Annotated in this window: 14 protein-coding genes and 1 pseudogene; all 15 read right to left on the reverse strand. The window is 34.2% G+C overall.

Annotated features, from left to right (window positions below):
• Window positions 1-482, reverse strand: a pseudogene (locus tag B0A65_RS12315) (hypothetical protein); the annotation flags it as partial.
• A gap of 619 nt (window positions 483-1,101) precedes the next feature.
• Complete coding sequence (locus tag B0A65_RS12320; protein ID WP_207556429.1) at window positions 1,102-2,397, reverse strand: peroxiredoxin family protein; 1,296 nt, start codon at window positions 2,395-2,397, stop codon at window positions 1,102-1,104.
• 203 nt (window positions 2,398-2,600) lie between these two features.
• A complete protein-coding gene (locus B0A65_RS12325) occupies window positions 2,601-5,858 on the reverse strand; it encodes a hypothetical protein (protein ID WP_074661765.1) in 3,258 nt (1,085 codons plus the stop codon).
• Window positions 5,859-6,148: 290 nt separating this feature from the next.
• Window positions 6,149-8,173, reverse strand: a complete 2,025-nt coding sequence (locus tag B0A65_RS12330) for a collagen-like domain-containing protein (RefSeq protein ID WP_074661768.1) — start codon at window positions 8,171-8,173, stop codon at window positions 6,149-6,151.
• A 564-nt stretch (window positions 8,174-8,737) separates the two neighbouring features.
• On the reverse strand, window positions 8,738-9,481 hold the full coding sequence (locus tag B0A65_RS12335) for a rhamnogalacturonan acetylesterase (protein ID WP_074661771.1): 744 nt from the start codon (window positions 9,479-9,481) through the stop codon (window positions 8,738-8,740).
• A gap of 120 nt (window positions 9,482-9,601) precedes the next feature.
• Window positions 9,602-10,951 carry a glycoside hydrolase family 28 protein gene (locus B0A65_RS12340; protein ID WP_074661774.1) on the reverse strand — a complete coding sequence of 450 codons (1,350 nt, stop codon included), beginning with the start codon at window positions 10,949-10,951 and terminating at the stop codon, window positions 9,602-9,604.
• Window positions 10,952-10,975: 24 nt separating this feature from the next.
• A complete protein-coding gene (gene pelA, locus B0A65_RS12345; RefSeq protein ID WP_074662362.1) occupies window positions 10,976-12,988 on the reverse strand; it encodes a pectate lyase in 2,013 nt (670 codons plus the stop codon).
• Window positions 12,989-12,995: 7 nt separating this feature from the next.
• Entirely contained in the window at window positions 12,996-14,594 is a 1,599-nt protein-coding gene (locus tag B0A65_RS12350) for a glycoside hydrolase family 43 protein (protein ID WP_074662365.1), read from the reverse strand.
• 164 nt (window positions 14,595-14,758) lie between these two features.
• Entirely contained in the window at window positions 14,759-15,982 is a 1,224-nt protein-coding gene (locus B0A65_RS12355; protein ID WP_074661776.1) for a glycoside hydrolase family 88/105 protein, read from the reverse strand.
• A 21-nt stretch (window positions 15,983-16,003) separates the two neighbouring features.
• The gene (locus B0A65_RS12360) at window positions 16,004-17,224 is read right to left on the reverse strand and encodes a glycoside hydrolase family 88/105 protein (protein ID WP_074661779.1); all 1,221 of its coding nucleotides are present in this window, start codon (window positions 17,222-17,224) and stop codon (window positions 16,004-16,006) included.
• 17 nt (window positions 17,225-17,241) lie between these two features.
• Window positions 17,242-18,453: a glycoside hydrolase family 88/105 protein gene (locus tag B0A65_RS12365; protein ID WP_074661781.1), complete on the reverse strand. Its 1,212-nt coding sequence runs from the start codon at window positions 18,451-18,453 to the stop codon at window positions 17,242-17,244.
• Window positions 18,454-18,457: 4 nt separating this feature from the next.
• Window positions 18,458-19,423: a DUF4861 family protein gene (locus B0A65_RS12370; RefSeq protein WP_074661784.1), complete on the reverse strand. Its 966-nt coding sequence runs from the start codon at window positions 19,421-19,423 to the stop codon at window positions 18,458-18,460.
• Window positions 19,424-19,436: 13 nt separating this feature from the next.
• The gene (locus B0A65_RS12375) at window positions 19,437-20,372 is read right to left on the reverse strand and encodes an alpha/beta hydrolase (protein ID WP_074661786.1); all 936 of its coding nucleotides are present in this window, start codon (window positions 20,370-20,372) and stop codon (window positions 19,437-19,439) included.
• A 97-nt stretch (window positions 20,373-20,469) separates the two neighbouring features.
• The gene (locus B0A65_RS12380; protein WP_074661789.1) at window positions 20,470-22,173 is read right to left on the reverse strand and encodes a RagB/SusD family nutrient uptake outer membrane protein; all 1,704 of its coding nucleotides are present in this window, start codon (window positions 22,171-22,173) and stop codon (window positions 20,470-20,472) included.
• 13 nt (window positions 22,174-22,186) lie between these two features.
• Window positions 22,187-25,318: a SusC/RagA family TonB-linked outer membrane protein gene (locus B0A65_RS12385; protein ID WP_074661791.1), complete on the reverse strand. Its 3,132-nt coding sequence runs from the start codon at window positions 25,316-25,318 to the stop codon at window positions 22,187-22,189.
• Window positions 25,319-25,346: the final 28 nt, after the last annotated feature.

Consider the following 25,346-nt stretch of genomic DNA (forward strand, 5'->3'; position numbering starts at 1 on the left):
TCAAAAGAATCCCCTTTGTCACCCTTATCTCCTTTTTGGCCCTTTCCACTAATAGGAGACCAAGTCCCATCAGAATTTTGAACATATACAGTACTTGTTGACTTATCTGTATAAATAGCAACATTTTCACCTGGATATCCAGATTCGCCTTTAGCACTAGGTAATGAATTTCCAGCGATAACAGTAAGATCTCCAGAAATTAACATTCTATTCCATCTATTATCAAACCAATAATAATACCCTGGAGTAATGTTTGTATTGTCAGTAGTATTATAAACCAACAAACTAACTATATTACCATTTACAATTGTCTTACCATCAGTTGTACTTGTTAAGGCAACCTGTGGTATCAAAATACCTTTGTTATTGGAAAAAACTTCTAACTGAGCAGAAATTTTCGGATTTAATGTTCCAATGCCAACCTGCGAATAAGCGGATATAGTTCCTAAAATAGTAAATAAAGGCAGTAATCTATTTTTCATAACATCTTAATTATTATCTAATTAATTATTTTTTAGGTATTTAAAACCAAAACTTAATTTGAAGGTGCAAAGTTCTTTTTAAATATCTTTTTGTTTTACCTTCATAAGTTTTTAAAATTATAGATTAGGGTATTCGAAGACCTGCGTCATACTATTTTTAAGATGTGATAAATTCTTTATTATGTAAACCACCGATTGGCTTTTTATTCCACTTTTTAAAACATGGAATTTATTCTAATTAACAAAATCTCACCTTGATTATCTGATCAATTTAAAGAGTTCAACTAAGTGAATCGTTATGTTAGCTTTATCTTCATTAAAAAGACTGAACTTTTTTTTTCTGACAATTTAGCTAACTAAATACAAGAAATATTGCATAAATTGAATCTTTTCTATTAAGTAAAAATGAAATGTGCTCTTTATTTTATAGTAAAAATCAACCATTCAATTGATGTAATATTTATCGAGGTGAAGATTAACAAATTCCGAAAAGAAATATTTTCTTTCTAAAATTACTTTTCATAATTTTATAATTCGCTTAAACGGTCTTTTTGAAAAGTTCAAACATAAAAAGAGGTTCTGTTTAGTAAAAGCTCTTTATCAAGTCTCGATCTTGCTTTTAATTCAAAATATGAGTATCTGCAATACGAGCATAACGCCCCGTAATTATTCCTTTTTCGTCGATTACAAAAATGGTTGGCGTTCCAATTACGCCGTAGTTGATAAAATTAGAACCTGCTGGTCCTTTATAATCGCAAAATTTTTTATTCCATGGAAATCTGCCTGAATATTTTTTACTTTCTAAAGAATCAATATCTGATGCTGCAGAAATAACTTCATATCCTTTTTTCTGAAGTTCGAGATAATTACCAATCAACAGATTGATTTCATTATCGCAGTTATTACATCCGGCTTCATAAAAAATCAGAACTGTTTTTTGTTTTTTATCAAATGTATATTTTTCTGATTTCCAGAGCAGATCAGGTGCCTGCATACCTGCCTGTGGCCCTCCTATAACAGTCAATAAATTATGGCTAGGCATGGCTATTTTGCCAGATTGACTCACATAGGAACCAAAAGAATCTATAACATTATCTCTTCCTGTTTTTGCCAATTGTCTTACTGCAAGTTCTGCAAAAGCTGTAAATTGGGTTTTATCGCTTATTTTAATTCCAATTTGCTGTAAAGCCACTAGTAATGTTCCATCATCTTTATTTTGATTTAATTGCATCATTAACCAACTATTCAATACATCATTCCAGTAATTACTGGTATACAGATCGTCCATATTTAATCTGGTTAATACAAAACTATTGGCTTGTGCTATTTTTTTGTCTCTATTATCTTGGAGATCGTTACTGTTACCTATTAAAAAATCAAATATTTCCATCATTCGTGCAGCATACAATGGATTCTTTTCATTAGCAGTCCTAAGCTTTTTATACTGCTCATCTAATTGCTCCTGTTCTTTTATGAAAGGAGCATATACAGCGTCAGTTTCATTGTACAAAGCAAATACGTCCACGGCAAGCTGGGCTTTTTGCAAAAGCTTTTGTTTTAGTATGGATTGACTTTTAAGATATTCATTTTCTGGCGATTTCATAAACTTAATGTTATCAGCATTGAGAACTTCATCGTTACAAAATACTGTAAAAGTTTCTTTATTAACTACCAAGTCGAAACCGCTGCCATCATTAAGAATAAAACGTGACATTCCTTTATAGTTTTTAAACTTGTTCTTAAAAACAAGAATGGTTTTTCCCGCTTGGTCCATTTTCCCACGGGCAACTGTATCAAATTTGTCTCCATGCATGATTAAATACATGTAGTCTTTAGCAGGGAAATGTTTTAGTTCTATATTTATAGTTTGACACTTTACAGAAAGCGTTCCTAAAAAACTTATAAACAGTAACATAAAAAAATTCATTTTGTATCTTTTTAGATCTAAGTTGTACCTCATACAAAAGCAGTTTTTTATAAATAAGCAGCTTAATTCTTTTTTCATCAATATTTCATACTTATTTCATAGAGCCGTTCTAGTAAATTTCTGCAGGCAGCAGTAAAACTCGGCCTGCAGACATGTTACTATTTTATAATTTTAGAATTTATTCGTTCAATTTATTGTTCAATACAACGTATAGGAAGTCCCCAAAATGGTCCGCCAGTAGTATAAGTTTCAGCAGTAAAAGGTGTAGGATTCGAGGCGGAACCACTTAATTGTAGCATCCATGTTGTTACAGTACGATTTTTATACCCAACCTTATCAGCTGCAGCATATTTTCCTTCACCATAACCTCTAAATAGACCATCATGCTGATAAGATCCTACAAATGGCAAAAATAGCTGACTTCCTATTTTCGTTCCCATATATATCATAGTGTTCGGATTGCTGCTAGTAACGAAAGTGCTCGTATTATTGGCTGCAACTCCATTCCATTCTGCAATGCTTGGGATACGATATCCTGCCGGACATGGATCATTAACTCCTTTTGGCTCACTAGCATTTCCTTGCCACGAACTATTACCTGCTACATTAACAAAAGGCGCTAATGGTCCTGTAGTTATAGATCTTGCCATTGGTATAGTTTGGCCGTACTGATAATAATCACCTCTTAACCCTTGTGCTATTACATTCGGATCAAGAGTCTGGTCAGCACCTAAATTATGGCACATAAAGTTTTTCCATACCCCGGCGGCAACAAAAGCACCACAACAGGCACAATCCTGAATTTTTACATTTAATGGAAGTGCAAAATCGCTGTTTCCATCATTGTAAACGGCATAAATTTTTACGTTTACTGACTGATCTGTTGATTTTCCATAAGCTATGCTTCCAATATCACTCAAATTAGTTTTGTAGGTAACAGTAAGTGTTACAACCTGACTATTGGCAAGCGAACCAGGAAGAGCCATTGCATCGGCATTTGTACTTTGTACAGCTCCCAAAGGGTCTACAACTACAAAACGAAGATTTTTCTTGGTACCTGTTGCACTTGCTGTAAATACATATTGCTGTACGTTTTGTGTCTGAAAATTAGTCATATTGGCATTACGTGCGACTTGTGTACCACATGAGCCATCATAATTAGATTTGTTAATATCAAAACATGTTTTTCCTGTAAAAATACCCGAACCTAAGGCAAGATTTCCTGGATCAGCTGTTACATTTACAGTAAAAAGAGGTGTTGATGAAGCTAGAGGTGTACCTGAACATCCATTTTTGACAATACAATATAAATAAACAACAGATGGACTTGCACTTACCGGACTATAGTTAATAGTTGCTTGTGTCGCACCACTTATGACGCTTCCGTTAGTAGTTGATGCTGTTGTATTACTATACCATTGGTAAGTTTGCTGATTTCCCTGAGTTACTGAAACTCGGGCTTGTATGCCAATACCAACCACAGTAGAAAAAGCAGTTTGTGAAGCTGCACTTACAACTGGAGTTGGACAAGCTGCACTTAGTAATATTGTTTTTGTCAGTTCTGCCGAAGTACCGCAAGCATTAGTTGCTTTTACTTTAATTTGAACAGATGAACCGCTTGAAGGAAAAGTAACATTGATGCTTGTACCTGTCCCAACAAAAGAAGCACCTCCGGTTACTGACCATGCATAAGTTGCTGGGCCATTTTCTATCGCTAACTGATAAGTAATTTTATCTCCATAATTTGCTGTAGTACCAGTGCTTACCCAGCTAAGAACTGGTAAACTAGATACCTCTGTTGCAATTGTTTTAGATACAAGAGCACTCACACAGCCTGTCGGATTCGTCACTGTTGCACTATATACAGCACCCGGATCTGTTACACTAATGGTTTGGGTAGTTACAGGCACAAGAATACCGTTTTTATACCATTGATACGTAAAACTACCTGTTTCTTTTGGTACAACTGTCAAATCTGCCGTACCGTCGCAAATAACGCCAGTACCAGTAATACTAGGTGTTCCAGGAGCTGAACCACCCGAAACAGAAACTTCAGTACTTCTCGCCTCTACTGGGCAGGCAGCACCGCTATTATCAGTTGCTACCATACGAAGTAAGATACTAGCTTGTCCCGCCGGAATCGTATAAGGGCTTGTTATAATAGTCTCATCATTGTACCAAGTATATGAAACCCCTGGCTGTGGATTATTTACTTTCAAAACTAAACTTCCGCCCTGACAGAAAGAAGTGATAGTATTAATCGCTTTATTGTTTACCAATACATCTGACATATTAAATGTAATTGGTGTTCCTGAAGGATCTGTCACTATAACTTTTACCGTATTAGAAGGCTTGCTATAACATCCTTGACTACCTGCTGCTGCAAACCAGTTTCCTGTATCTGCAGTTCCTGTCAAGGTAATTTTTGTCCCCGTTTTAGAACTTTGCAAAACGCCATCTTTAAACCATGACACAGAACCTGAGGCACCAACTGCCGTTAATGTGATGCTGCCGCCTGGTCCGCAAATTAGTCCATTATTTGAAGTAATAATTGTATTAATTGCTCCCGGCGCGGTTCCCGATTCAGTAATAATACGCTCATTGCCTGAATTTACATTACACCCCGCTGCACCTAGCGAAATGTTGTAAACCCCTTTTAAAGTTGCTACATAAAAATTTACACCCCGTGCAACTTCTATACCGTTGCGGGTCCAGATAATTCTGTCTACATTAACACTATTTTCCGGAACTGATAAATAAACAGCTCCTCCCAAACATAAATTTAAATTACTGCCTGCAGGGCTAATCGTTGGCGCAGTACCTAATGCTTCGCAAGTTACCCCATTCTGTAAAAAGATAAAGTCTTTAAATTGGTTACTACAAGAGCTTGTTACTCTCACCAATACAGAGTGAGGTGTTACTGAATCATTTTGTTTGAAAACTACTTTGAATGTACCTCTGATTGCATTTACATCTGTCAATGTAGCATATTCGTTTCCTGAAACTATCAAAATAGCAAAAGGACCGTTTGGACAATCAGGATCAGTAATTGTAAAAGTCTGGTCACAGCCTGTTCCATCTGGTGATACATTAGTACATGGTTCAGGGCTTATTATGGCCTGGCTTGTACCTTCACATAAGCTTATCCAACGATTGCTGTTCCAGTATTCTACGCAATTTGTTGTAGTATTATAAATAGAAAGACCGTTAGCTAAGCCTTGTTTTATTGGATCTGAAATTGCACCAAGTGATAAAGTATTTCTTTGATTAGTACTTAATTGCGGCAAACGCAATCCTCCTTTTCCATTGCTGAGAACTTCAAGTGCAGAAAAGTCTTCTGCAGTTTTTAACATACCCTTTGTATTACCTATGGTAACCTGTGCACTTACAATGGATACAGAAAAAACGGCCAACAAGAAAAGCCAACAACTGAATATATTTTTTTTCATTTGTATTTAAATTACATTTATACTTATTAATTTGATTGGAGAATAAATCTCTTTCTCATAGTATATTTTAATGTAAAATGCTATCTATTCATTTAACAAACACACATTAAATAACTATAAATCAACAAATTATAACTAATTATTTTTTTTATTTTTTTCGATATTGAATTACGAGAGTTATAAAAGAGCCTATGCTACCCAGGATTAAATAGGGGTAATCTCTTTATTTTTTTAATTAATTAAATATTTTAACCATAGTTTACAATGATTGTAAACTATGGTTATTAATATTACATAAATGAAATAACATACCAGTTATTACCATCTGACTGTAGCGTAACTTTAAGACTACCTCCTGTACTAGTTGAATAGTAGTCCGAAATAATTTGATTTTTTCTCACAGTATCAGAATAAACAACAGGAAGATTGAATTTTACTGTTACTTCCGCACCCGAATCATTTGTAACATCCATTTGATTGATTACTAAAATTCTACCTGAATTACTTGCAGCATCAGGTAAAGTAATTGTAATGTCATTGTCTAAATGAGTGGCAATTATAGTATAATCAGTTGGAAGTATTGTGTAATTAACACTAGTTAGGTGAATACCCATTACATTATTTGATGCAGGAGATCTCCACTCTACCTTCTTTGTAGTACCTTCCACAACAGTAGTTAATACCTGCCCATCAACTGTTGCTGGTAGGATATCTAATGAAGCTGCTTTCAACAATACATCATCACCACCTGTTACACTTAAAATACCTGGTGTATTTGAAGTCAGCGACTGCCCTCCAGTTATACTTGTTGCAGTTGGAATAGCAGAAATTACTGTTCCATTTATTGAGATCCCGGTACCAGCAGTATAATTAATCGCTGGTGTACCAGGTTCTCCTATTGGCCCCTCAGGTCCTTGTGGTCCCGTTTCTCCTTTCAATCCTGCCAACTGATCAGAAGTGAAATCAGTATATTTAAAAGAATCTCCTTTATCTCCTTTCGCTCCATTAATTGAAGTCCATGTTCCATCAGTATTTTGGACATATACTATATTATTAGTTATATCTGTATAAAGATTTATACCTTCTCCTGGATAACCATCTTCACCTTTATTTCCTGGTGAACCGTTACCTTCTGCTGTTTCAACTTTACCATCAGCTCCGTCTTTACCATTCTTTCCACTTACCTGAACCCATTCTCCAGTGGTTGTATCCTTTATATATACAATACCTGTTGTTGTATCTATCCAAGTTGTAATTCCTTCTCCCGGAGCACCTGGCGTACCGTCTTTTCCTGGTTCACCAGGTCCGGCAGCAAAACCTGGAGCTCCTGCAATTCCATCTTTTCCATCTTTTCCATTTAACGGAATCCATTTAGATGCATCATTAGGGTCACGCACATATACAATACCTGTAACGTTATCAATGTACATTTTGATCTCGCCGGGAATACCAGGAGTACCGGGTGCACCTGGAACGCCATTTCCTCCTGTCAGACCATTAGATCCATCTAAACCATCTTTTCCATTATTACCGCTTATCTGGATCCATTGTCCACTTGCAGGATCTTTTATATAAACAATTTTTGTGTTGGTATCCACCCAGATAGAAACACCTTCGGCTGGAGTAGCATCTTTTCCCGGTACACCAGGTCCTCCAGGAACTCCATCTTTTCCGTCATTTCCATTTACTTTAATCCATTCTCCTGTTGTAGAATCTTTGATATAAATGGTTCCTGTTTCTGTATCAATCCAGGTAGTAATACCTGCTCCGGGCGCTCCGGGTGTACCATCTCTTCCTGGCTCGCCTGGTCCAGCAGCCAAACCAGGGGCTCCTGCAATACCGTCCCTTCCATCTTTTCCATTTAACGGAATCCATTTTGAGCTATTATTAGGGTCACGTACATAGACAATACCCGTTACATTATCAATATACATATTAATTTCACCGGGGATACCTGGAGTTCCGGGTTCACCTGGCGCCCCATTACCACCAATAATTCCAATATCTGAACCTGATTCACCAGAAATAGTTATTCTATTCCACTTACCAGCTAACCAATAATAGTAGCCTGGTTTAACATCTGAAACAGTATTAGTATTAAAAACTAGCAAGCTTTCTGCATTTCCATTTGTAATAGTAGCAGTATCTGTTGTACTTGTTAATTTAACAGAGGGAATTAAAATACCTTTGTCACTATTTTCTGCATATACATGCAATTGAGCTGAGGCATTTGGTGTTTTTGTTCCGATACCAACTTGCGAATGTGCAGTATAAATTCCTAAAACAAAAAATAAAGGGAGTAATCTGTTCTTCATAACATCTTAAATTATTATACAATTAATTATATTCTTAAGGCTTATAACTCAAACTTTTTAGTTTGAAAATGCAAAGTTCCCTTTTAACACCTCGTCGCTATACCACCATAAGTTTTAAAAATTACATATTAAGATATTTTAAGGAATAATATTACAAAAAAATACAAACTACAACATTTTTTTGTGTAGTTAAAAATAATCCTTTGACTAAATACTATTGAATACAATTACTATTTACAAATCATCCGACATTGAAAATTCCGGATTTAAAACAAAAAAAAAATGGGAGAATCTCGGTTCTCCCATTTTTACGAAAAAAACATCAAAATATTTAAACGGTAAAAAATATTAAGAATAAAAAAAACAATAAACACTCTGTTAAGGTAAGGTTCCCTAGAAAGTTAATGCAAAATTGCGATCTAAACAGAAATAAATTTACCCTTGTAAGTTATAATCCTTATATATTAAGGCATCTTCTTTTAAGCGGTTTTGTTGTAAAAAAAAAACTATAACATAGCGATAATTACTAATGTTATAGTTTCGAAAGTAGTGAAAGTATAAAATCTATTTAATAGATTTTTTGAGTTTTTCTATAGCGGGATCTTCTAAAATTTTAAGTTGATCAATAACAATTTTTGCGATTTTTGTTGCACCTAACGCAGAAAGATGCGTATCATCTGCCTTATCTTTATCATAATAAGCGTTTTCTCCTGCTTGGAAATGTAAATGCAATTCTTTCGATTTTATTGGTCCGTAAGATTGCTCCAGTAATTCTGTGTAATATTCTAAATCTATGAAAGGTACTTTATATTCCTGGGCTACTAATCTTGTTTCTAAAGGATAGTCGCCATGGGTTGGAACTAAGACCCCTTTTTCATTAAAATTTCGTCTGGTGATAGAGGTTAGCAATATGGGAGTTGCGCCTTTAGCCCTGGTCTCTTTTACAAATCGAATTAAATTGTATCTGTAACTTGTGTGTGGATTTGTATATCTGGTAGAATCTTCAATTTTTTCATCGTTATGACCAAATTCTATAAAAACGTAATCTCCTTTTTTGAGTTTTTTATAAATAGAATCCCATCTTTTTTCGTTGATAAAACTTTTTGTACTTCTACCGTTTACAGCTTTATTTTCGACAACAATATTGTCAGCAAAAAAAGGTTGAAGTACTTGTGCCCAACCATGTTCCGGATTTTTATCAGGATCTTTTTTATTTGCCATGGTTGAATCTCCAATGCAATAGACTGTTGTTTTTTGTGCAAAACAAGTTGTTGTTATTAAGAAGAGAATTAATATGTATTTTTTCATTTTGTAGACTGCTTAGATTGTTAGATTTTAGACTTTTTAGATTTTAAATTCTGATGTTATAAATTTATCTTTTCAAAAAAACTATGTCCATTTTATTTTTTTTCTTTGAACCTCAAAAAACTATTTTGCCGATGAGGGAACACTTGCTCTTTTACCAATAAAAACATCGGTCATCAGAACGTTTTCTGCGTTCTCGTTTGATATAGCATTTTTTGCCGACTTAATCTCAATATTGTTTAAGGATATATTTTTGATCTTTTTATCTGGAAATCCTTGTATTACTATTCCTGATTCTGATGCTTTGTTGCACGTAATATTTGAAAAATGCACATTTGATATCTCAGATTGAAAACCTTTACCTTCTCCATGATAATTAGCAGTCATGTATAAACAATCTTCAACTTCATCTAACTGAATGTTTCTAACAAAAATATTTTTTATAAAACCACCTCGATCTGCATTCGTTTTTATATAAATCCCTCTTTTTAAATAACCAACTGTTTTACAATTTTCGACATACACATTTTGAACTCCAGCCGACATTTCACTACCTATCACAACTCCGTGTAAACCTTTAAAATTACAGTTTCTGATGACAATGTTTTCACTTGGAGTTGCTGTATTTGCTCTTCCTTCGTGGTCTCTTCCTGCTTTAATTGCAACATTATCATCACCATTATCAAAAGTTACATTTTCAATTAAAACATCTTTTGCATATTCCGGATCAATACCGTCATTATTATAATTTAATGATTTATAACTGATTCCACGAACCGTAATACTTTGTGATTTTAGTAAATGTAAGCACCAAAACGGCGAGTTTTCGATTCGGATATTTTCTACTAAAATGTTTCTACAATTAAAAAATTGAATCATCTGAGGACGTAAAAAATACCCTTCTCCAAATGTTCTTTCTTTTAAAGCAACACTAGTATGATTCATGTCACGGCTTTTGTTTTTACCCGATTCTTCTTTTGTTTTAAAGCTTTTCCAGGTTTTGCCTCCTTCTCCGTTAATTGTTCCTTCACCGGTAATAGCAATATTGCTACAATCGTATGCATAAATAAGGGGACTATAATTGTACAACATTGTACCTTCCCAACTGGTTAAAACCATTGGTAAATAGTCTTGTGGATTATCGCTAAACTTAATTTTAGCTCCTTTTTCAATTTTAAGATTCACATTGCTTACAAAATGAATTGGCCCATTGATCTTATAAATCCCTTTTGGAACGATAATAGTTCCTCCGTTATTTTTTTTACATAACGCCATAGCCTTATCAAAAACAGCTTTATTGTTTGTCAATGAATCACCTTTAGCTCCAAGTTTTAATACATTTATCTCATAAGAAGGAAAAACCGGAAGTTGAATTCTATTAACTATCGAATCAACTTTAGCTGATGGAAAATCATTATTTTGAGCAAAGGAAAAGCAGGAAATCAATAAAAAAATAAGGTATCTAAAATTCATGTTTTTAGTTTTTATAAATTAGATTTATTTTGAAAACCAATTTGGTGTTGCATCTTTCAGAATATTTTCTACTGTATATTTTTCAGCTTCTTTTTTTGTCAGCTGACGTGACCATGAAACTCTTTTAGTTGGCTGAAAACCTTCGCCTTTACAATTGTATTCAGCATAAAAAGAATTCTTCTCGGCATCTGGTTTAGACCAATTTTCCCAGCCTTCAGGACGAATTTGTTTTCCCATATCACAATTCATATACACCGTTTTGGCATAAACTCTCCATGGTCTTCCTAAATAAACTGCCGTAGCTTCTGAATTTGCAATAAGCTTACAATTTTTGAAAACAAAACCAAACGAAACTCCTTCAGGTGTTGAAGCAGCCGTAATATAGGAACTTTTAATGCTATTAATAGTGCAGTTTTCAAATAAGGCTGTTGCTTCTCCAAAAATAAAATCGGTTGTTCCTTCGATATAACAATCCTTAAAATACTGTTTTGCTTCTTTTCCTGAAAGGTACAAGGTATCCTGATTTCCTAAAATAGCGCAATTTGAAATCTTTGCACGATTAGCTACAACCGATAATGCAATTCCCTGACCATGATCTCCTGAGCTATTTTTAATGGTTAGGTTTGATGCTGAAAAATCATCTCCTTCAACTAAAACAGTATAAGTATAAAAAGTACTATTTCGCCCTAAATTGATTTTCTTAAAATTATCATCAAAGGCAATTATCGTATTTTCTTTACTCTCTCCAATCAGGGTTAAATGTGTGTTCCATTCCGGAATTCTAACTTTCTCATTATAAACTCCATTTTTGATATTGATTGTCACTTTTTCATATGGAAAAGCCGGAGCCGCATATATCGCCTCCTGAATTTTAGTAAAATCACCCGAACCGTCTTGTGCAACAGTTAGAACGACTTTATCGTTTTTTTTTGCCGGAGTATCTTTAGCGCCAACTTTTACTCCATTCTTAATTGCCCAATCTGGATATTTCTTCAACACTTCTCTTGGCGCATCAGAATACCAGGAATAACCATTTCGTCTTTCAGATCCAATTTGATCCAAAGATTTTTTTGGGATTCCGTCGCGGTCGCAAAAGAATGGTTCATTGGTTCCAAGATCCATGAATCTGGCCCAAATAGGATCAGCATTTTCTTTAGGAATCATTTTTTTATCAATGATTTTTCCTGAATCGTTTAAAACTCTTTTTTCTTCTAAATTGGTAATTTTTGTTTTTTCAAACCAAACCTGAGCACTTTTTACAGCGGTAATAATTTCTGGAGACGGTTTATCAATTGACATTAGAAGCAATACAATCTTTGCAGATTCGAATCCGCTTAATGATGCTAATTCAAAAGCTCTCGCATTTGCCGGAGCCAAAGTCACTTCATCATGTTGCGCACACCATGCTGTTAAAACACCATTTTGTTTGTATTGTGTTTTTAAAATACAATCAATTCCTTTATCAAAAGCTTTTTTTGTTTTTTCAACTATTTCTTTAGAAGGTTTTATACTGTAATAATTAGTTTCCTCACTGATTTCCTTCAATATAATTAAGATATTTACCATCGAATTATCATTGTAAGTTATGTGCGTGTAATAGCCTTTTTTCAAAGGATAAAACTGAGGCCAGCCACCATTTGCATATTGCGCTTCTAATAAATAATTTAAGCCTTTAAGAAAAGATTCTTTGTATCGTTCATCTTTAACCTGAGCATACATTTTAGACATAAAAAGCATTTCCTGACTGGTTGCTCCGTTATCCGTTGTAACCTCATGTTCGTCAGTTTTTAACAATATCAGCTTTTGCTTTTCTGTTTCGCTAAGCGGATTTTGCATTTGAATATTCTTTGGCCATCCACCAATATTTCTTTGGTACAACAGCACGTTTTCCGCAATTGCTTTAGCCTCTGCCGTACCAAACCATGACGCATCATTTTTTCGAATAATATCAGGCCAGTTTTTATACGTATTTTGGGCATGAAGGCCAAAACTTAAAACTGATAAAACAAGTATTACTATTTTTCTAAATGGATTCATTTTCATCTTATTTCGTTATTCTAAACCAATCTACTGCAACATTTCCCGAATCATTTGTCACTTTTTCGCTCAAGGCGAAAAGTCCAACTTTGGCACCAATCCATTTTCCTTCTTTTGATGTAAAATCATTTCCAATTGGAGAATATTTTTTATCATCAAGGCTGTAAGAAAAACTACAGATTCCTCCTTTTTTGACCTTGACTCTCAAATAAATTGTAGTGTTTGAAATTAAAACCGGAGCGGTTTCTGTTTCATCAATTTTCTTATCAAAAGTTCCTGTTTTCTGATTTAGATAGAGTTTTCCGTTATCATTTCTAAGGCACAAATAACTATAGTCTAACCCCATAATTAAAAGTCCTGTAGACTCGCCGTTTAATCTTGTATTAAAAGTTACTTTGGTAGTAGTTGTAAATTCTTCAGCAGGAAATTTTTGCAATAACAAATTGGGCGCTTCAAAAATTTTATTACTCTCTTTTATTGTTGGTAAACAAAATAAATTCAGGTATCCTAAACTCGTCGGAAATCCCCATTGTACTTGTGCGTTCGCCTGCCATTGCCATTGCAATCCAAGTTTTGGCACATTAAACTCATCTGATTCTGCCGGAGTTTCAATTGGATACTTCTTGCCTACATTTGGTTTTTTAAAAGTTGTTACTGGTTCTCCGATTCCGTTTTTATCAAAATCCTGCCCCATTACAGGCCAGTCATTTTCCCATTTCATTGGCTGAAGATGTACAATTCTTCCGTATGCGCCTTTATCCTGAAAATGTAAAAACCAATCTTCACCTGTTTGCGTTTGTACCCATGCTCCCTGATGTGGACCATTTATAGCCGTTTTACCCTGTTCTAAAACTTTCTTTTTCTCATAAGGACCAAAGACATTTTTTGATCTTAAAACAGTTTGCCAGCCTGTCGAAACTCCACCAGCCGGAGCAAAAATATAATAGTAATTATTTCGTTTATAAAATTTCGGTCCTTCAATTGTACCTTCACTTTCATGACCATCAATCACCATCACTTCATCATTATTAGCAATAGTTCCTTCCTCATTCATTGTACAAACCGTGATCAAGCTTTTAATTTTTGCACGACTTCCTGCATAGGCATGAACCAGATACACCTTTCCATCATCATCCCACAACGGACTAGGATCAATCAATCCTAAACCGGCTTTTACCATAACAGGTTCAGACCATGGTCCTTCTGCTTTTTTGGCTTTTATCATGTAAATTCCAAAATCAGGATCAGGGTAATAGATATAAAATTCATTGTTATGAAAAGTTATACTTGGCGCCCAAACACCATTACCATGCTGTACTTTATCAAAAGTTTCAATTGGTATTTGTCTGGTCATCGCATATCCGATAATTTTCCAGTTGACTAAATCTTTAGAATGCAAAATTGGTAGACCCGGAATACAGTTGAAAGACGATGCCGTCATATAAAAATCATCACCTACCCTAACGGCATCCGGATCTGAATAATCAGCATGAATTATAGGATTTGTGTACGTTCCATCTCCATTATCAGGCACCCAAACCTGAGCATAATTGTGCTGTATGGAAAAGGCTGATAATACAAGAAAAAATATTTTTATATTTTTCATTCTTTGGTGATATTTAAGATGACCCAATTTTTGTCCTTTCAATCGAGGAGAAATCTCTCCCGCACCTTAAAATGACAAAACTTGTGGTTAATTACTTTGCATTAGACCTGACAGGTTTTTAGAACCTGTCAGGTTTCTGTTGAACATAAAAATTGCTTTTATAATTATCTATTCAATTCTAAAGCGGCCAAAATAAATGGACCTGTTGCTTTAGGATCATTGTCTTTTTTTCTTTCGTTTACATAATATTCATACGTACCATCTCTGTAAGGAGTACCGCCCAAACCTGCAACCTGACAGCAATTTGTCAATGTAATACCTCCATCTTCATCTACCTTTTTGATTAAGACTTTTGTTAAACCATCAAAAGCTTTATTGGCCAGTTTTTTATATTTTGCAGGCAAATATCCTTTGTTTACTCCTTTTGCAAATGCGTAAGCAAACATTGAAGATCCTGAAGCTTCTAAGTAATTTCCTTTTTCTCCACCTTTATCTGTTACCTGATACCACAAACCTGATTTATCCTGGAATTTAGCCAAAGCTGCGCAAGCATTATTTAAATACTTTACTAATTCTTTTTGTTTTGGATGATCCTTTGGCATATAATCCAATACATCAACTAAAGCCATTACATACCACCCTAAAGCTCTTGACCAAAAGTTTGGCGAATTTCCGGTTTGCTTATTTGCCCAAGGCATTTGTTTACTTTCATCCCAGGCATGGTATAATAATCCTGTTTTTGGATCTGTTGCGTGCAATTGAATTAACTCAAATTGTTTTGCGATATCATCGAAACTTTTTCCTCCTTCAAAAGTAGCGGTGTATTGTGCATAAAATGGTTCTCCCATATACAAACCATCCAGCCACATTTGGTTTGGATAAATTTGTTTGTGCCAGAATCCACCACTTGCTGTTCTTGGCTGCTCTGCTAATTGCTTGCGCACTAATTGCATTGCTTTTAAATATTTCTCTTCTTTAGAAGTTTGATAAACATCAAAAAGCAAACGTCCCGGAACAACCAAATCAATATTATACTTATCGAATTCATATGTTTTAATAGATCCGTCACTTTCTACAAATTGATCTACATAACTTCTTACATAAGCATTATATCTAGGGTCTGGATTTTTTTTGTACAATTCTTCAAATGAATGTAAAACTAAAGCGTGAACATAATCCCATTTTGGTTTTTTAGAATCGTCTATCATGTAACTTTCAGGATGACGTTTCATAAGTGTTAACGCCATTTTATCAGACCATTTTAAATCTTTAGAAATTACGATGTCCTTACTTGCCGGTTCTTGCGAAACTACTTTACAGCTTGTAAAAGCCATAACACAGACTAATAAAGCCGATACAAAATAACCTTGTTTTCTCTTGTTCTTCATTTTAAATATATTTAAATTCTACTACTTTTCTAATTCTAATGCGGCTAAAATAAAAGGTCCTAATCCGTGTGAATTATCAACCTTTATTTTTTCTTTAATGTAATACTCATAAGAGCCATCACGATATGGAGTGCCACCTAAACCGGCGCTTGCACAAACTTGCGTGATATGTACTTCACCATCAGGATCAACAGTAATCAACTTCTTTGTGATACCATCAAAACCTTTTATGGCCAAATCTTTATATTTTTTAGGCAGGTATCCTTTGTTTGCTCCTTTTGCAAAAGCATAAACAAACATTTCTGAACCTGAAGCTTCAAGATAATTTCCTTCTTTTGCACCTGAGTCTGTAACCTGATACCATAATCCTGATGGATCCTGATACTTAGCAACCGCTACTGAAATTTCATTTAAAAAACCAATCAATTCCTTTCTCTTCGGATGGTCTTTTGGCATATAATCCAATACATCAACAAGTGCCATCATATACCAGCCAATAGAACGTGACCAGAAATTTGGTGAAGTTCCTGTTTCTTTATTTGCCCATTGCATTTGCTTGCTTTCATCCCAGGCATGAAATAATAAACCTGTTTTTTTATCAAGTGTATGCAAGTGAATTTGTTCAAATTGTTTCGCAACATCATCAAGATCTTTTCCTTTTTCAAATTCAACAGTATAACGTGCATAAAATGGTGTTCCCATGTACAACCCATCCAGCCACATTTGGTACGGATATATTTTTTTATGCCAAAAGCCACCAGAATTTGTTCTTGGATGCGTTTCTAACTGTTTTCTCAGCGTTTGCATCGCAATTAAATACCGATTGTCCTTTGTTCTGGAATACAAATCAAAAAGCATTTTTCCTGCATTAACACTATCTATATTGTAATCTTCGAGTTTGTAATTTAAAATTTCGCCTGAACTATTTACAACCGATTCACCATATTCTTTAATGTATTGAGCATAAATTGGATTATTTGTTTTTTGATATAATTTTTCAAAAGAAGTCATTAATAAACCCAATTTATAATCCCATTTTGGCTTTTCGTTATTATCAACCTGCCACGCTTGAGGATCACGTTTAAGGATAGAAAGAGCCATTCGCTCTGACCATTTTAAATTTTTAGCAACAACACTATTTGAATTTGAAATCTCTTGCGCTTTTATTTTTCCGAATCCAAAAAACATCAGGCCAATAAACAAGACGTAAATAAAATGATTCTTCTTTTTATACTTTACCATTTTAAACTTTATTAGAATTATCTATTTAATTGAATTGCGCTTAACAAAAATGCTCCAATACCTATTGCGCCATTTTCTTTGGTCTTTGCCATAAGATAATAATCATTTGTACCATCTCGGAAAGGTCTTCCTCCCAAACCAACATTTGAAGATACATTTAGAATATTTACTTCTCCTTTTTTATCCACTTTTATAAATTCTTTTATAAAACTATCGAAGGATTTCTGAGCTTCTCTTTTATAACTAGAAGATAAATATCCTTTATCTGCTCCTTTTGCAAAAGCATAAATGATCATTCCGGAAGCAGATGGCTCTACATAATTCCCATATAATTCAGGCTTATCTGCAACCTGATACCATAAACCTTCCGGGCTTTTGTAGTGATTTACATTTTTTGCTATTTCATTCAGATAGCCAACTAAAACTTTATATTTTGGGTGCGACTTTGGAAAATATTCCAATGTTTCTACCAAAGCTACCATATACCAGCCAATACCTCTACCCCAAATAGTTGGTGAAGTTCCGGTTTGTTTATTTGCCCAGCCAATTAATTTACTTTCATCCCAGGCCTGATAAGGTAAACCAGTATTTTTATCTACTATATTATTGTGTGCCAATTCAAACTGTTTGGCGATATCATCTAAGCTTTTTCCTTTTTCATACTTCATAGAAAATTGCGCATAAAAAGGTTCCGCCATATACAAACCATCAAGCCACATTTGATCGGGATAAATTTGTTTGTGCCAAAATCCACCACTTGATGTCCTTGGCTGAGTTTCCAATTGATTTCTTAACTGGCCGATAATTTTCAGATAACGTGTATCTTTTGTTACATCATATAAATTAAACAACAGTTTTCCTGGATTTAAATAATCGATATTATATTCTTTAAGATCATATTTTTTAATATCTCCACTACTGTCAATCATTATATTGACATAATCCTTTATATAATTGAGATACTTTTCATTTTTTGTTTTCTGATATAATTGTTCAAAACCAGACAATACAAAACCCATTTTATAATCCCATTTTGGCTTGTCATTTCCATCCAATTGCCAGGCATTAGGATATTTATTTAAGATAGAAAGAGCAGTTCTCTCTGACCATTTTAAATCATACGGAATTTTATTAACCTCATTTTGAGCAATTGTTTTATTGCTTACTATAAGCAAGAAAACAATTGCCCAAATGGTGTATTTCTTTTTTATGAAAAGAGTCCTAAGCATGAAATTACATTTTTGCTTTTTTGTTCAATATCTCCAATTTTTCATCTAAATATTTAACGAATTCTTCTTTAGATTTTATCCCGTTTTTCTCTTGTTCCCAAGCTCCTAAAAGATAAAATGTAGTTGCTTTTGTTGTCGGTTTAAAGACCAAAAGATAATCTAAATCTGTTTCAGGACTACTTTCGATCGAACTAGTTTGATAAAAAATTGCCATTCCTAACTTATCAGGAACCAATGATTGCTCACCATAGGTAGCGATGTAAGCCCATTTTTTATTTTTGCTTTCTTTTTTAAGTAGATCCGTATTTTTTTGTTTTGCAATTCCGGTACAAATTCCCTTAATTTCTATTGAAGCTTTGATCGTATGTTGCGTATACAATTGATCCGGTTTAATCGTTAATTCTGAAATAAAATCGATTTTATCCGAAGCTGTTTTCCAGCCATAATAATTCACTTTTACGCCAGATTCAGTCGTTTTGTTTACTACTGTTGCAATTGTAGAATCTACTTCACGAAAGTGTAATTTTTCGTTGTTTAAATAACGGTCTATAGAACCAATTCCAATTGCTTTTCCGGCTTTTAGAATATCAGCTCCCCAATCGCTCATTTCATGATACGAATCAAAATTGTCCTGCCCTACTCTTGGCAAAATCATTTCAGATGTCTTTTTTCCAAATATATCAATGGCATTTCTCCAGTCTAAATACAAGCGATAGCCAATTCTGTTACTTTCCCAGCCTGGACCTTCATAACGAATATCAAAAGAATGATCTGTATGTTCAGGAGCTAATTTTAGTCTGTCAACATTTTTAAAAACTGTTCCGCCTTTATATTTGCGTCCTTCCCATTTTCCATCTGTTTTAGAAGATATCTCAGCGTACGTTTTTGCTGTTTTAATATCATATTTTTGAGCGCTTACGACCATTGAACCTAATAAAAGTAAGCTTGTTATTGTGATTTTTGTTTTCATCTTGTATGCGGAATTATTTAAAAATTTTGTCTAAAAATTGTGTGGTGTAAACAATCGTTTCACTAAACCAAGGTTCAAAAAACCAAAAGGAATGGGGTGAATTTTCAATTGTTTTTACTTCATTATAAATTTTGTATTGATTTAAAATAGCAATCATATCATCTCTGCCTGCATGAAATCTGGCAAAGCTGCTGTTTATGAACAGTATTGGAGGAGAACCTTTATTTGCATGACTTAAAGCTGATGCATTTTTCCAGCTTTCCGGTTTTTCATCATATGTACCACCTAACCAAAATGATGCCATATCACCTTCTGAAGATTCTGGATGTTTAAATGCTAATACTCCATCAATATCAATAATAGCCTGCACTTTTGAAGAAGATTTGCTTTTAAACGTTTTATCTTCAAAATCTAAAATATCATTTGTTGTACCAATCAAAGCTGCCATTTGTCCTCCTGAAGAGCAACCTAAAACTGCAATTTTGTTTGGATCTACATTGAATTTTTTGGCATTATCTTTTATGAATTTAATTGCATTTTTTACATCAATAACCCCGTCAGGATATTTAGCTTCTAAAGATAATCTGTATTCAATTGCAAAACAAGAATAACCTTTGGAAGCAATCTCCCTGGCCATGTCCTGCATTTGATTTTTATTTCCTGATCTCCATCCACCACCATGGATCATGATTACAGCAGGATTATTTTTTTGTAGAGTGTTGAAAAAAGCATCAAAATGCAATGCTCTGTCTTTATGTTGCTGATATACAACGTCTTTAATTTCAGTAATATTGGTATTATTCTTTAATTGTGGAATCGTAATTGAAGGATACTTTTTAATTAATTTATTGTAAGTACTTTTTATAGTATAGGAAGTATCGATACTATAATTGCTCTGGGCAAGAATAGTATTAGAAATCATCACTAGTAAAAAAAATATCTTTTTCATCTTAAAAAAAAATTTAGTTAAGAGAGGAGTTTGAGCAATTTGTCAAACTCCTTCTTAACATCTTCAAAAAACAATTTCTCAAAAAATTATCAAATTACTAATAACCAGGATTTTGAGGAAAATCTTTATTTTGATTTAAATCTAATGCTAATTGTGGGATTGGTCTTAATATTTTAAGTTTTCCATCTACTCCAACAAAATTAGCCGCTTTTATTTTATAATTATAAGCAGAAGCCCTTGCAACAAGTGTACCGGTACGTTTCAAATCAAACCAACGGTGATACTCTCCTAATAATTCTCTACCTCTTTCATCTAAAATATAATCGATATTAAACTGAGCAGTAGTAGCATTTGCCACACCAGCTCTTCTTCTTACCTCGTTCAAACGCGCTAAACCTGTTCCTGGCTGACCCGCTTTTAAATAAGCTTCAGCGGCAACCAAATATGTTTCTCCTAATCTGGCAACAATAATATCTCTTGTACTTACAGGACCTGTACTGATAGGTGTTGTTGCTGTTGGATCATCAAATTTCTTAACAGGAATAGTGTAACAATCATTACTAGAAAATGGATCTGTACTAACAGTATGCTCCGCTGAATATTGTCCCCAAGGATGGTATACAAAAGAAGCTGATTTTCTTGCTGCATTTGCAGTATTCCAAGCCGCTTTATCTGCAGCTGTAAACCATTTTGGCTCAAAAAAGTGCTTTACTTTTACATTACTTGGATTTGCAGCACGTCCGGAATAATAAGGAAAATAAAGAGTTGTTACCGCTTTTCCATTAGTCGTTACTGTTTCTTCCAAAATCTCAGTCATAAAGGTAGCTTCCCATCTTTTATCACCTTTTTCATATAATCCTAACGCGTATCCGGTTGGACACAAATTATAACTTCTTAACGGAGCACCAGTTTCAGACCCTCCTAAATAAGAACTAAAATAATAAAATTGATTATTTCCTAATTTTGTAGGGTCAGTACTTGTTGAAGCTTTATCATACTGAACAGAAAATATAGTTTCAGCATTTAAATCATTATTAGTTGTAGCTGTAGCAGCAAATAATTGATCAAAAGCAATATTTAGCGCTTGTCCTGCAATAGCAGCATCGGCATAGTTAGCCGCTGTTGCAAAATCAGTAGGAGCCGCAAAAGTTTCGTATCCTCTTGTCAGGTAAACCTTTGCTAATAAATCCTGTACGGCTCTTTTATTAACTTTTCCTGTAGTGGCATAAGCACCTGTTCCTACAGTAGTTAATGATGCCTCCAAATCTGCAATAATTTGTTTATACACTTCCTCAGCAGTATTTCTTTTAAAGCTTAAAACCGGCGAAGTAATATTATCCAAAATAATTGGTACACCTCCGTAAGTTTGAACCAATAAAAAATAAGCATTTGCTCTCAAAAATCTAGCTTCTCCTACAAGCATACTTAAATTTGAAGTTTGTTCTGTGATAGTTGAATAATAAATGGTTTTATTCACAGACTGAATTTGCTGATAACAAGAGTTGTATAAATCTTCTACATTGACTGCAGATGGTATTAATAAAGTATATTGACTTAATCCAGCCGGTTCCGGAGTTCTTCCTTCGGCATACATGTCTGTTCCTGAACAAAACAACCATGGATTACCTCCGTAGATACCTTTAAGTCTCGCATAATCTGAATTTACCAATAGCTGAAATCCTGTTGCTGTTTTATAAGTTGCATCTGCAGGCACATTTGATAAACTTTCTTCTTCAATAAAATCACTACATGAATAAAATGTAGAAACTATTATTCCTAAAATTAATATTATTTTTTTCATTTTATTTCTTTAATTAAAATTTAACACTTAATCCCATTTGTGTAGTAATAGAAGCCGGACGGTTAACACCAAAAGCTGAACCTGCCCACTCTGGATCATATCCATCAAAATCTGTAAATACAAATGGATCTAAAACATTTACATAAAGTCTAAGGTTACTCAATTTTAATTTTTTAAGTAACTCCGAATTGAACGTATATCCAAGTGATATATTTTTGATTTTTACATAAGAAACTTCTCTGTAATAACCAAAATTAGAAGTCCAGAAAGCTCCAGCACCTGTAGCTACAGGACCAGGTCTTGGATTTGTTTCATTAGCATTAGCCGGAATACCAGCTCCATTTGTTGGAATAAAGAAATCCATTGCAATTTTTTGACGCCCTCTATCACTCACATCAGCAAAATTCTGGTGGAAAGTACTCAACACTGTTTGTCCCTGACTGGTAAGAACTGAAAAATTAAAATCAAATTGACCAACAGTTAATCTAGAGTAAACACTTCCTTGCCATTCTGGGTTTGGGTTGCCAATTACAGTTCTATCATCCGCGTTAAATTTACCATCACCATTTAAGTCTTTTGGTCTTGCCTGTCCAGGAGCCATTCCGTATGAAGCTGCTGCTGCTGCTTCACTTTCCTGCCAAACACCGTCATAAACATAATTGTAATTTGGATTTAAAGGAGAACCCAAGATCAATTTATTACCAATATCACTTACTTTATCCTGATTGTAGATAGATTCTAACTCATTTACATTTTTTGTAAAAGTAAATGTAGTTTCCCAATTCACATTTTTAGTTTTAATATTTTTAGTGGTTAACAAAACCTCGATACCTTTGTTACTTACAGAACCAACATTAGCAAAAGTATTTTTCCAACCTGTTTCATAAGGCAATTGTTGTCTGTAAATTAAGTCGTCTGATAATCTGTCATATACATCAACACTACCTGTAATTCTGTTTTTCAGGAAACCAAAGTCAAGACCTAAGTTGATCTCTCTTGTTTTTTCCCAAGTTAAATTCTCATTTGCCAATGTTTCAGACTGCCATCCAGGAACTACTGCAGTACCGTTAGCATAAAAAGTTTGTTGATTCAATAATGCCTGAGATGTATAAGGTGCAACGTTGTCGTTACCTGTATATCCTAAACTCGCTCTTAATTTCAAATCAGAAACTACACTGTTATTTTCTAAAAACGATTCTTTACTTATCTTCCATCCTAAAGCCACTGAAGGGAAATTTTGCCATTTATTTTCTTTTGACAAAACTGATGATCCATCCCATCTGTTTGAAGCAGTAAATAAATACTTATCTTTAAAAGTATAGTTTAGACGTACTGCATAAGAACTCAAAGTATTTTTTGCGTATCCTGAAGTTACAAGATAACTAGTCTGAACACCTGAACCCAAATTTTCTGATCCAACGTTAAAAGGCTGATTATTAGAATATGCATACGAATTCTCATCTACATTTGAGTAAGAACTCTGTAATAATAGTAAACTAAAATCATGTACATCATTAAAGGTGTGTTTCAAGTCAACCTGATTGTCCCAGGTATAATTGAAGTTATTGTAATTTTTTATAGAGGCAGAATTTTTATTTACTAAAGTAACTCCCGCATTTGTCTCTGCTGTATTAGAGACATCTGTTTGTGTATCCTGAATACCCGCTGCAAAAGTTGTTTTAAACGTTAACCATTTTAAAGGTTGATATTGAAAATAAACGTTTCCAACAGTCTGCCATGTTTTCTCTGTTTGCAATGAATTAGCAATTTCCATCAGGGGATTGACATTACTCGTTTTGTTGATAGCAAAAGAACCATTTGGATATGTTAATTTACCAGGCAGGAAAAAGTTAGTACCAACTAATTCATTTCCTGCTGCATCTATAGCCCATGGAGACATAAGTGGACTTAATCTGAAAGCATCCTGCATAGCCAAATCACTACCTAATTCCGTATCAATACGGGCAATAGTTACGTTAGCACCTGTAGAAAACTTGTCATTAATTTTATGATTTAAACCTAATTTAAATGAGTATTTATCTGTTGAATCATGATCAACCAAACCATCATCACCCTGAATACCAAAACCTAAATTATAAGACATACCTGACTCTGAACGTCCTGAAACATTTAAGTAGTTATTTTGAGTCATCCCTGGCTTTAGAACAGCGTTTGCCCAATCAAAATTATAACCGCTATTGGCTCTGGTTACTAACAAAGGACTTTGATTTCCTGCCAAAGCAGCAAGTTGCGCCGGAGTTTGCGTTAAAGGAGTAGCAGTCATATAGGCAACCTGATGAAATTTCCACCACTCTGCACCTGTCATCATATCTGGTAATCTTGTAGCCGTTTTTGTTCCATAAGAACTATCAAAAGTAACACTAACACCTGCCTTAGCACTTGCACCACTTTTTGTGGTAACAATAATAACTCCATTCGATCCTCTTGAACCATAAATAGCAGCAGATGAAGCATCTTTCAAGACATCCATTCTGGCGATATCCTGCGGATTTAAAAAGTCAATTCCATCCATCGGTACACCATCTACAACATATAAAGGTGTTGAACCCACAACAGTAGAGTTGCTAGAATCTGTTACTAATGAATTATTTCCTCTAATTACCACTTTAAATCCATCACCAGCACGTCCTGAACTAGACGAAATCTGTACACCTGGTGTACTTCCCTGAATCGCTTCTAATGGATTAATCGTATTTCTTTCTGTAATTGTTGCGGCACTAATAGTGCTTATAGAACCGGTAAGATCCGTTTTTTTCACTGTACCATATCCAACAACAACAACCTCATTTAGAGAATTTGATTGTTCTGCAAGACTCACATTTACTTTAGATTTACCAGCTACACTAACTTCTTGTGTTTGAAAGCCTAAATATGAAATTACTAAAATAGCTTTACTATTTGTTACGTTTAATTTAAAACTTCCTTCAAAATCTGTTGAAGTTCCGTTTTTTGTTCCTTTTTCAAGAACGTTCACACCTGGCAAAGATAATCCAGCGGCATCAGTAATTTTTCCTTCTATTACACTCGACTGAGCGTTTATTGCATTACTGCAAAGGAGATTTAAGAAAAATAAAAATACAAGATTGTATTTTATTCTTTTCTTTAAGAATGGTTTAATTTTCATAAGTTTGGTTTATTGGTTAAAGTGATAG

It is taken from the genome of Flavobacterium frigidimaris (genome assembly GCF_002217275.1).
GTDB classification, from domain to species: domain Bacteria; phylum Bacteroidota; class Bacteroidia; order Flavobacteriales; family Flavobacteriaceae; genus Flavobacterium; species Flavobacterium aquidurense.

Coding starts and splice junctions, on each gene's coding strand:
- B0A65_RS12330 (WP_074661768.1), bottom strand. CDS start 8,173: ATGAAGAACAGATTACTCCCTTTATTTTTTGTTTTAGGAATTTATACT.
- B0A65_RS12370 (WP_074661784.1), bottom strand. CDS start 19,423: ATGAAAACAAAAATCACAATAACAAGCTTACTTTTATTAGGTTCAATG.
- B0A65_RS12375 (WP_074661786.1), bottom strand. CDS start 20,372: ATGAAAAAGATATTTTTTTTACTAGTGATGATTTCTAATACTATTCTT.
- B0A65_RS12360 (WP_074661779.1), bottom strand. CDS start 17,224: ATGGTAAAGTATAAAAAGAAGAATCATTTTATTTACGTCTTGTTTATT.
- B0A65_RS12355 (WP_074661776.1), bottom strand. CDS start 15,982: ATGAAGAACAAGAGAAAACAAGGTTATTTTGTATCGGCTTTATTAGTC.
- B0A65_RS12350 (WP_074662365.1), bottom strand. CDS start 14,594: ATGAAAAATATAAAAATATTTTTTCTTGTATTATCAGCCTTTTCCATA.
- B0A65_RS12320 (WP_207556429.1), bottom strand. CDS start 2,397: ATGTTACTGTTTATAAGTTTTTTAGGAACGCTTTCTGTAAAGTGTCAA.
- pelA (WP_074662362.1), bottom strand. CDS start 12,988: ATGAATCCATTTAGAAAAATAGTAATACTTGTTTTATCAGTTTTAAGT.
- B0A65_RS12325 (WP_074661765.1), bottom strand. CDS start 5,858: ATGAAAAAAAATATATTCAGTTGTTGGCTTTTCTTGTTGGCCGTTTTT.
- B0A65_RS12385 (WP_074661791.1), bottom strand. CDS start 25,318: ATGAAAATTAAACCATTCTTAAAGAAAAGAATAAAATACAATCTTGTA.
- B0A65_RS12340 (WP_074661774.1), bottom strand. CDS start 10,951: ATGAATTTTAGATACCTTATTTTTTTATTGATTTCCTGCTTTTCCTTT.
- B0A65_RS12380 (WP_074661789.1), bottom strand. CDS start 22,173: ATGAAAAAAATAATATTAATTTTAGGAATAATAGTTTCTACATTTTAT.
- B0A65_RS12365 (WP_074661781.1), bottom strand. CDS start 18,453: ATGCTTAGGACTCTTTTCATAAAAAAGAAATACACCATTTGGGCAATT.
- B0A65_RS12335 (WP_074661771.1), bottom strand. CDS start 9,481: ATGAAAAAATACATATTAATTCTCTTCTTAATAACAACAACTTGTTTT.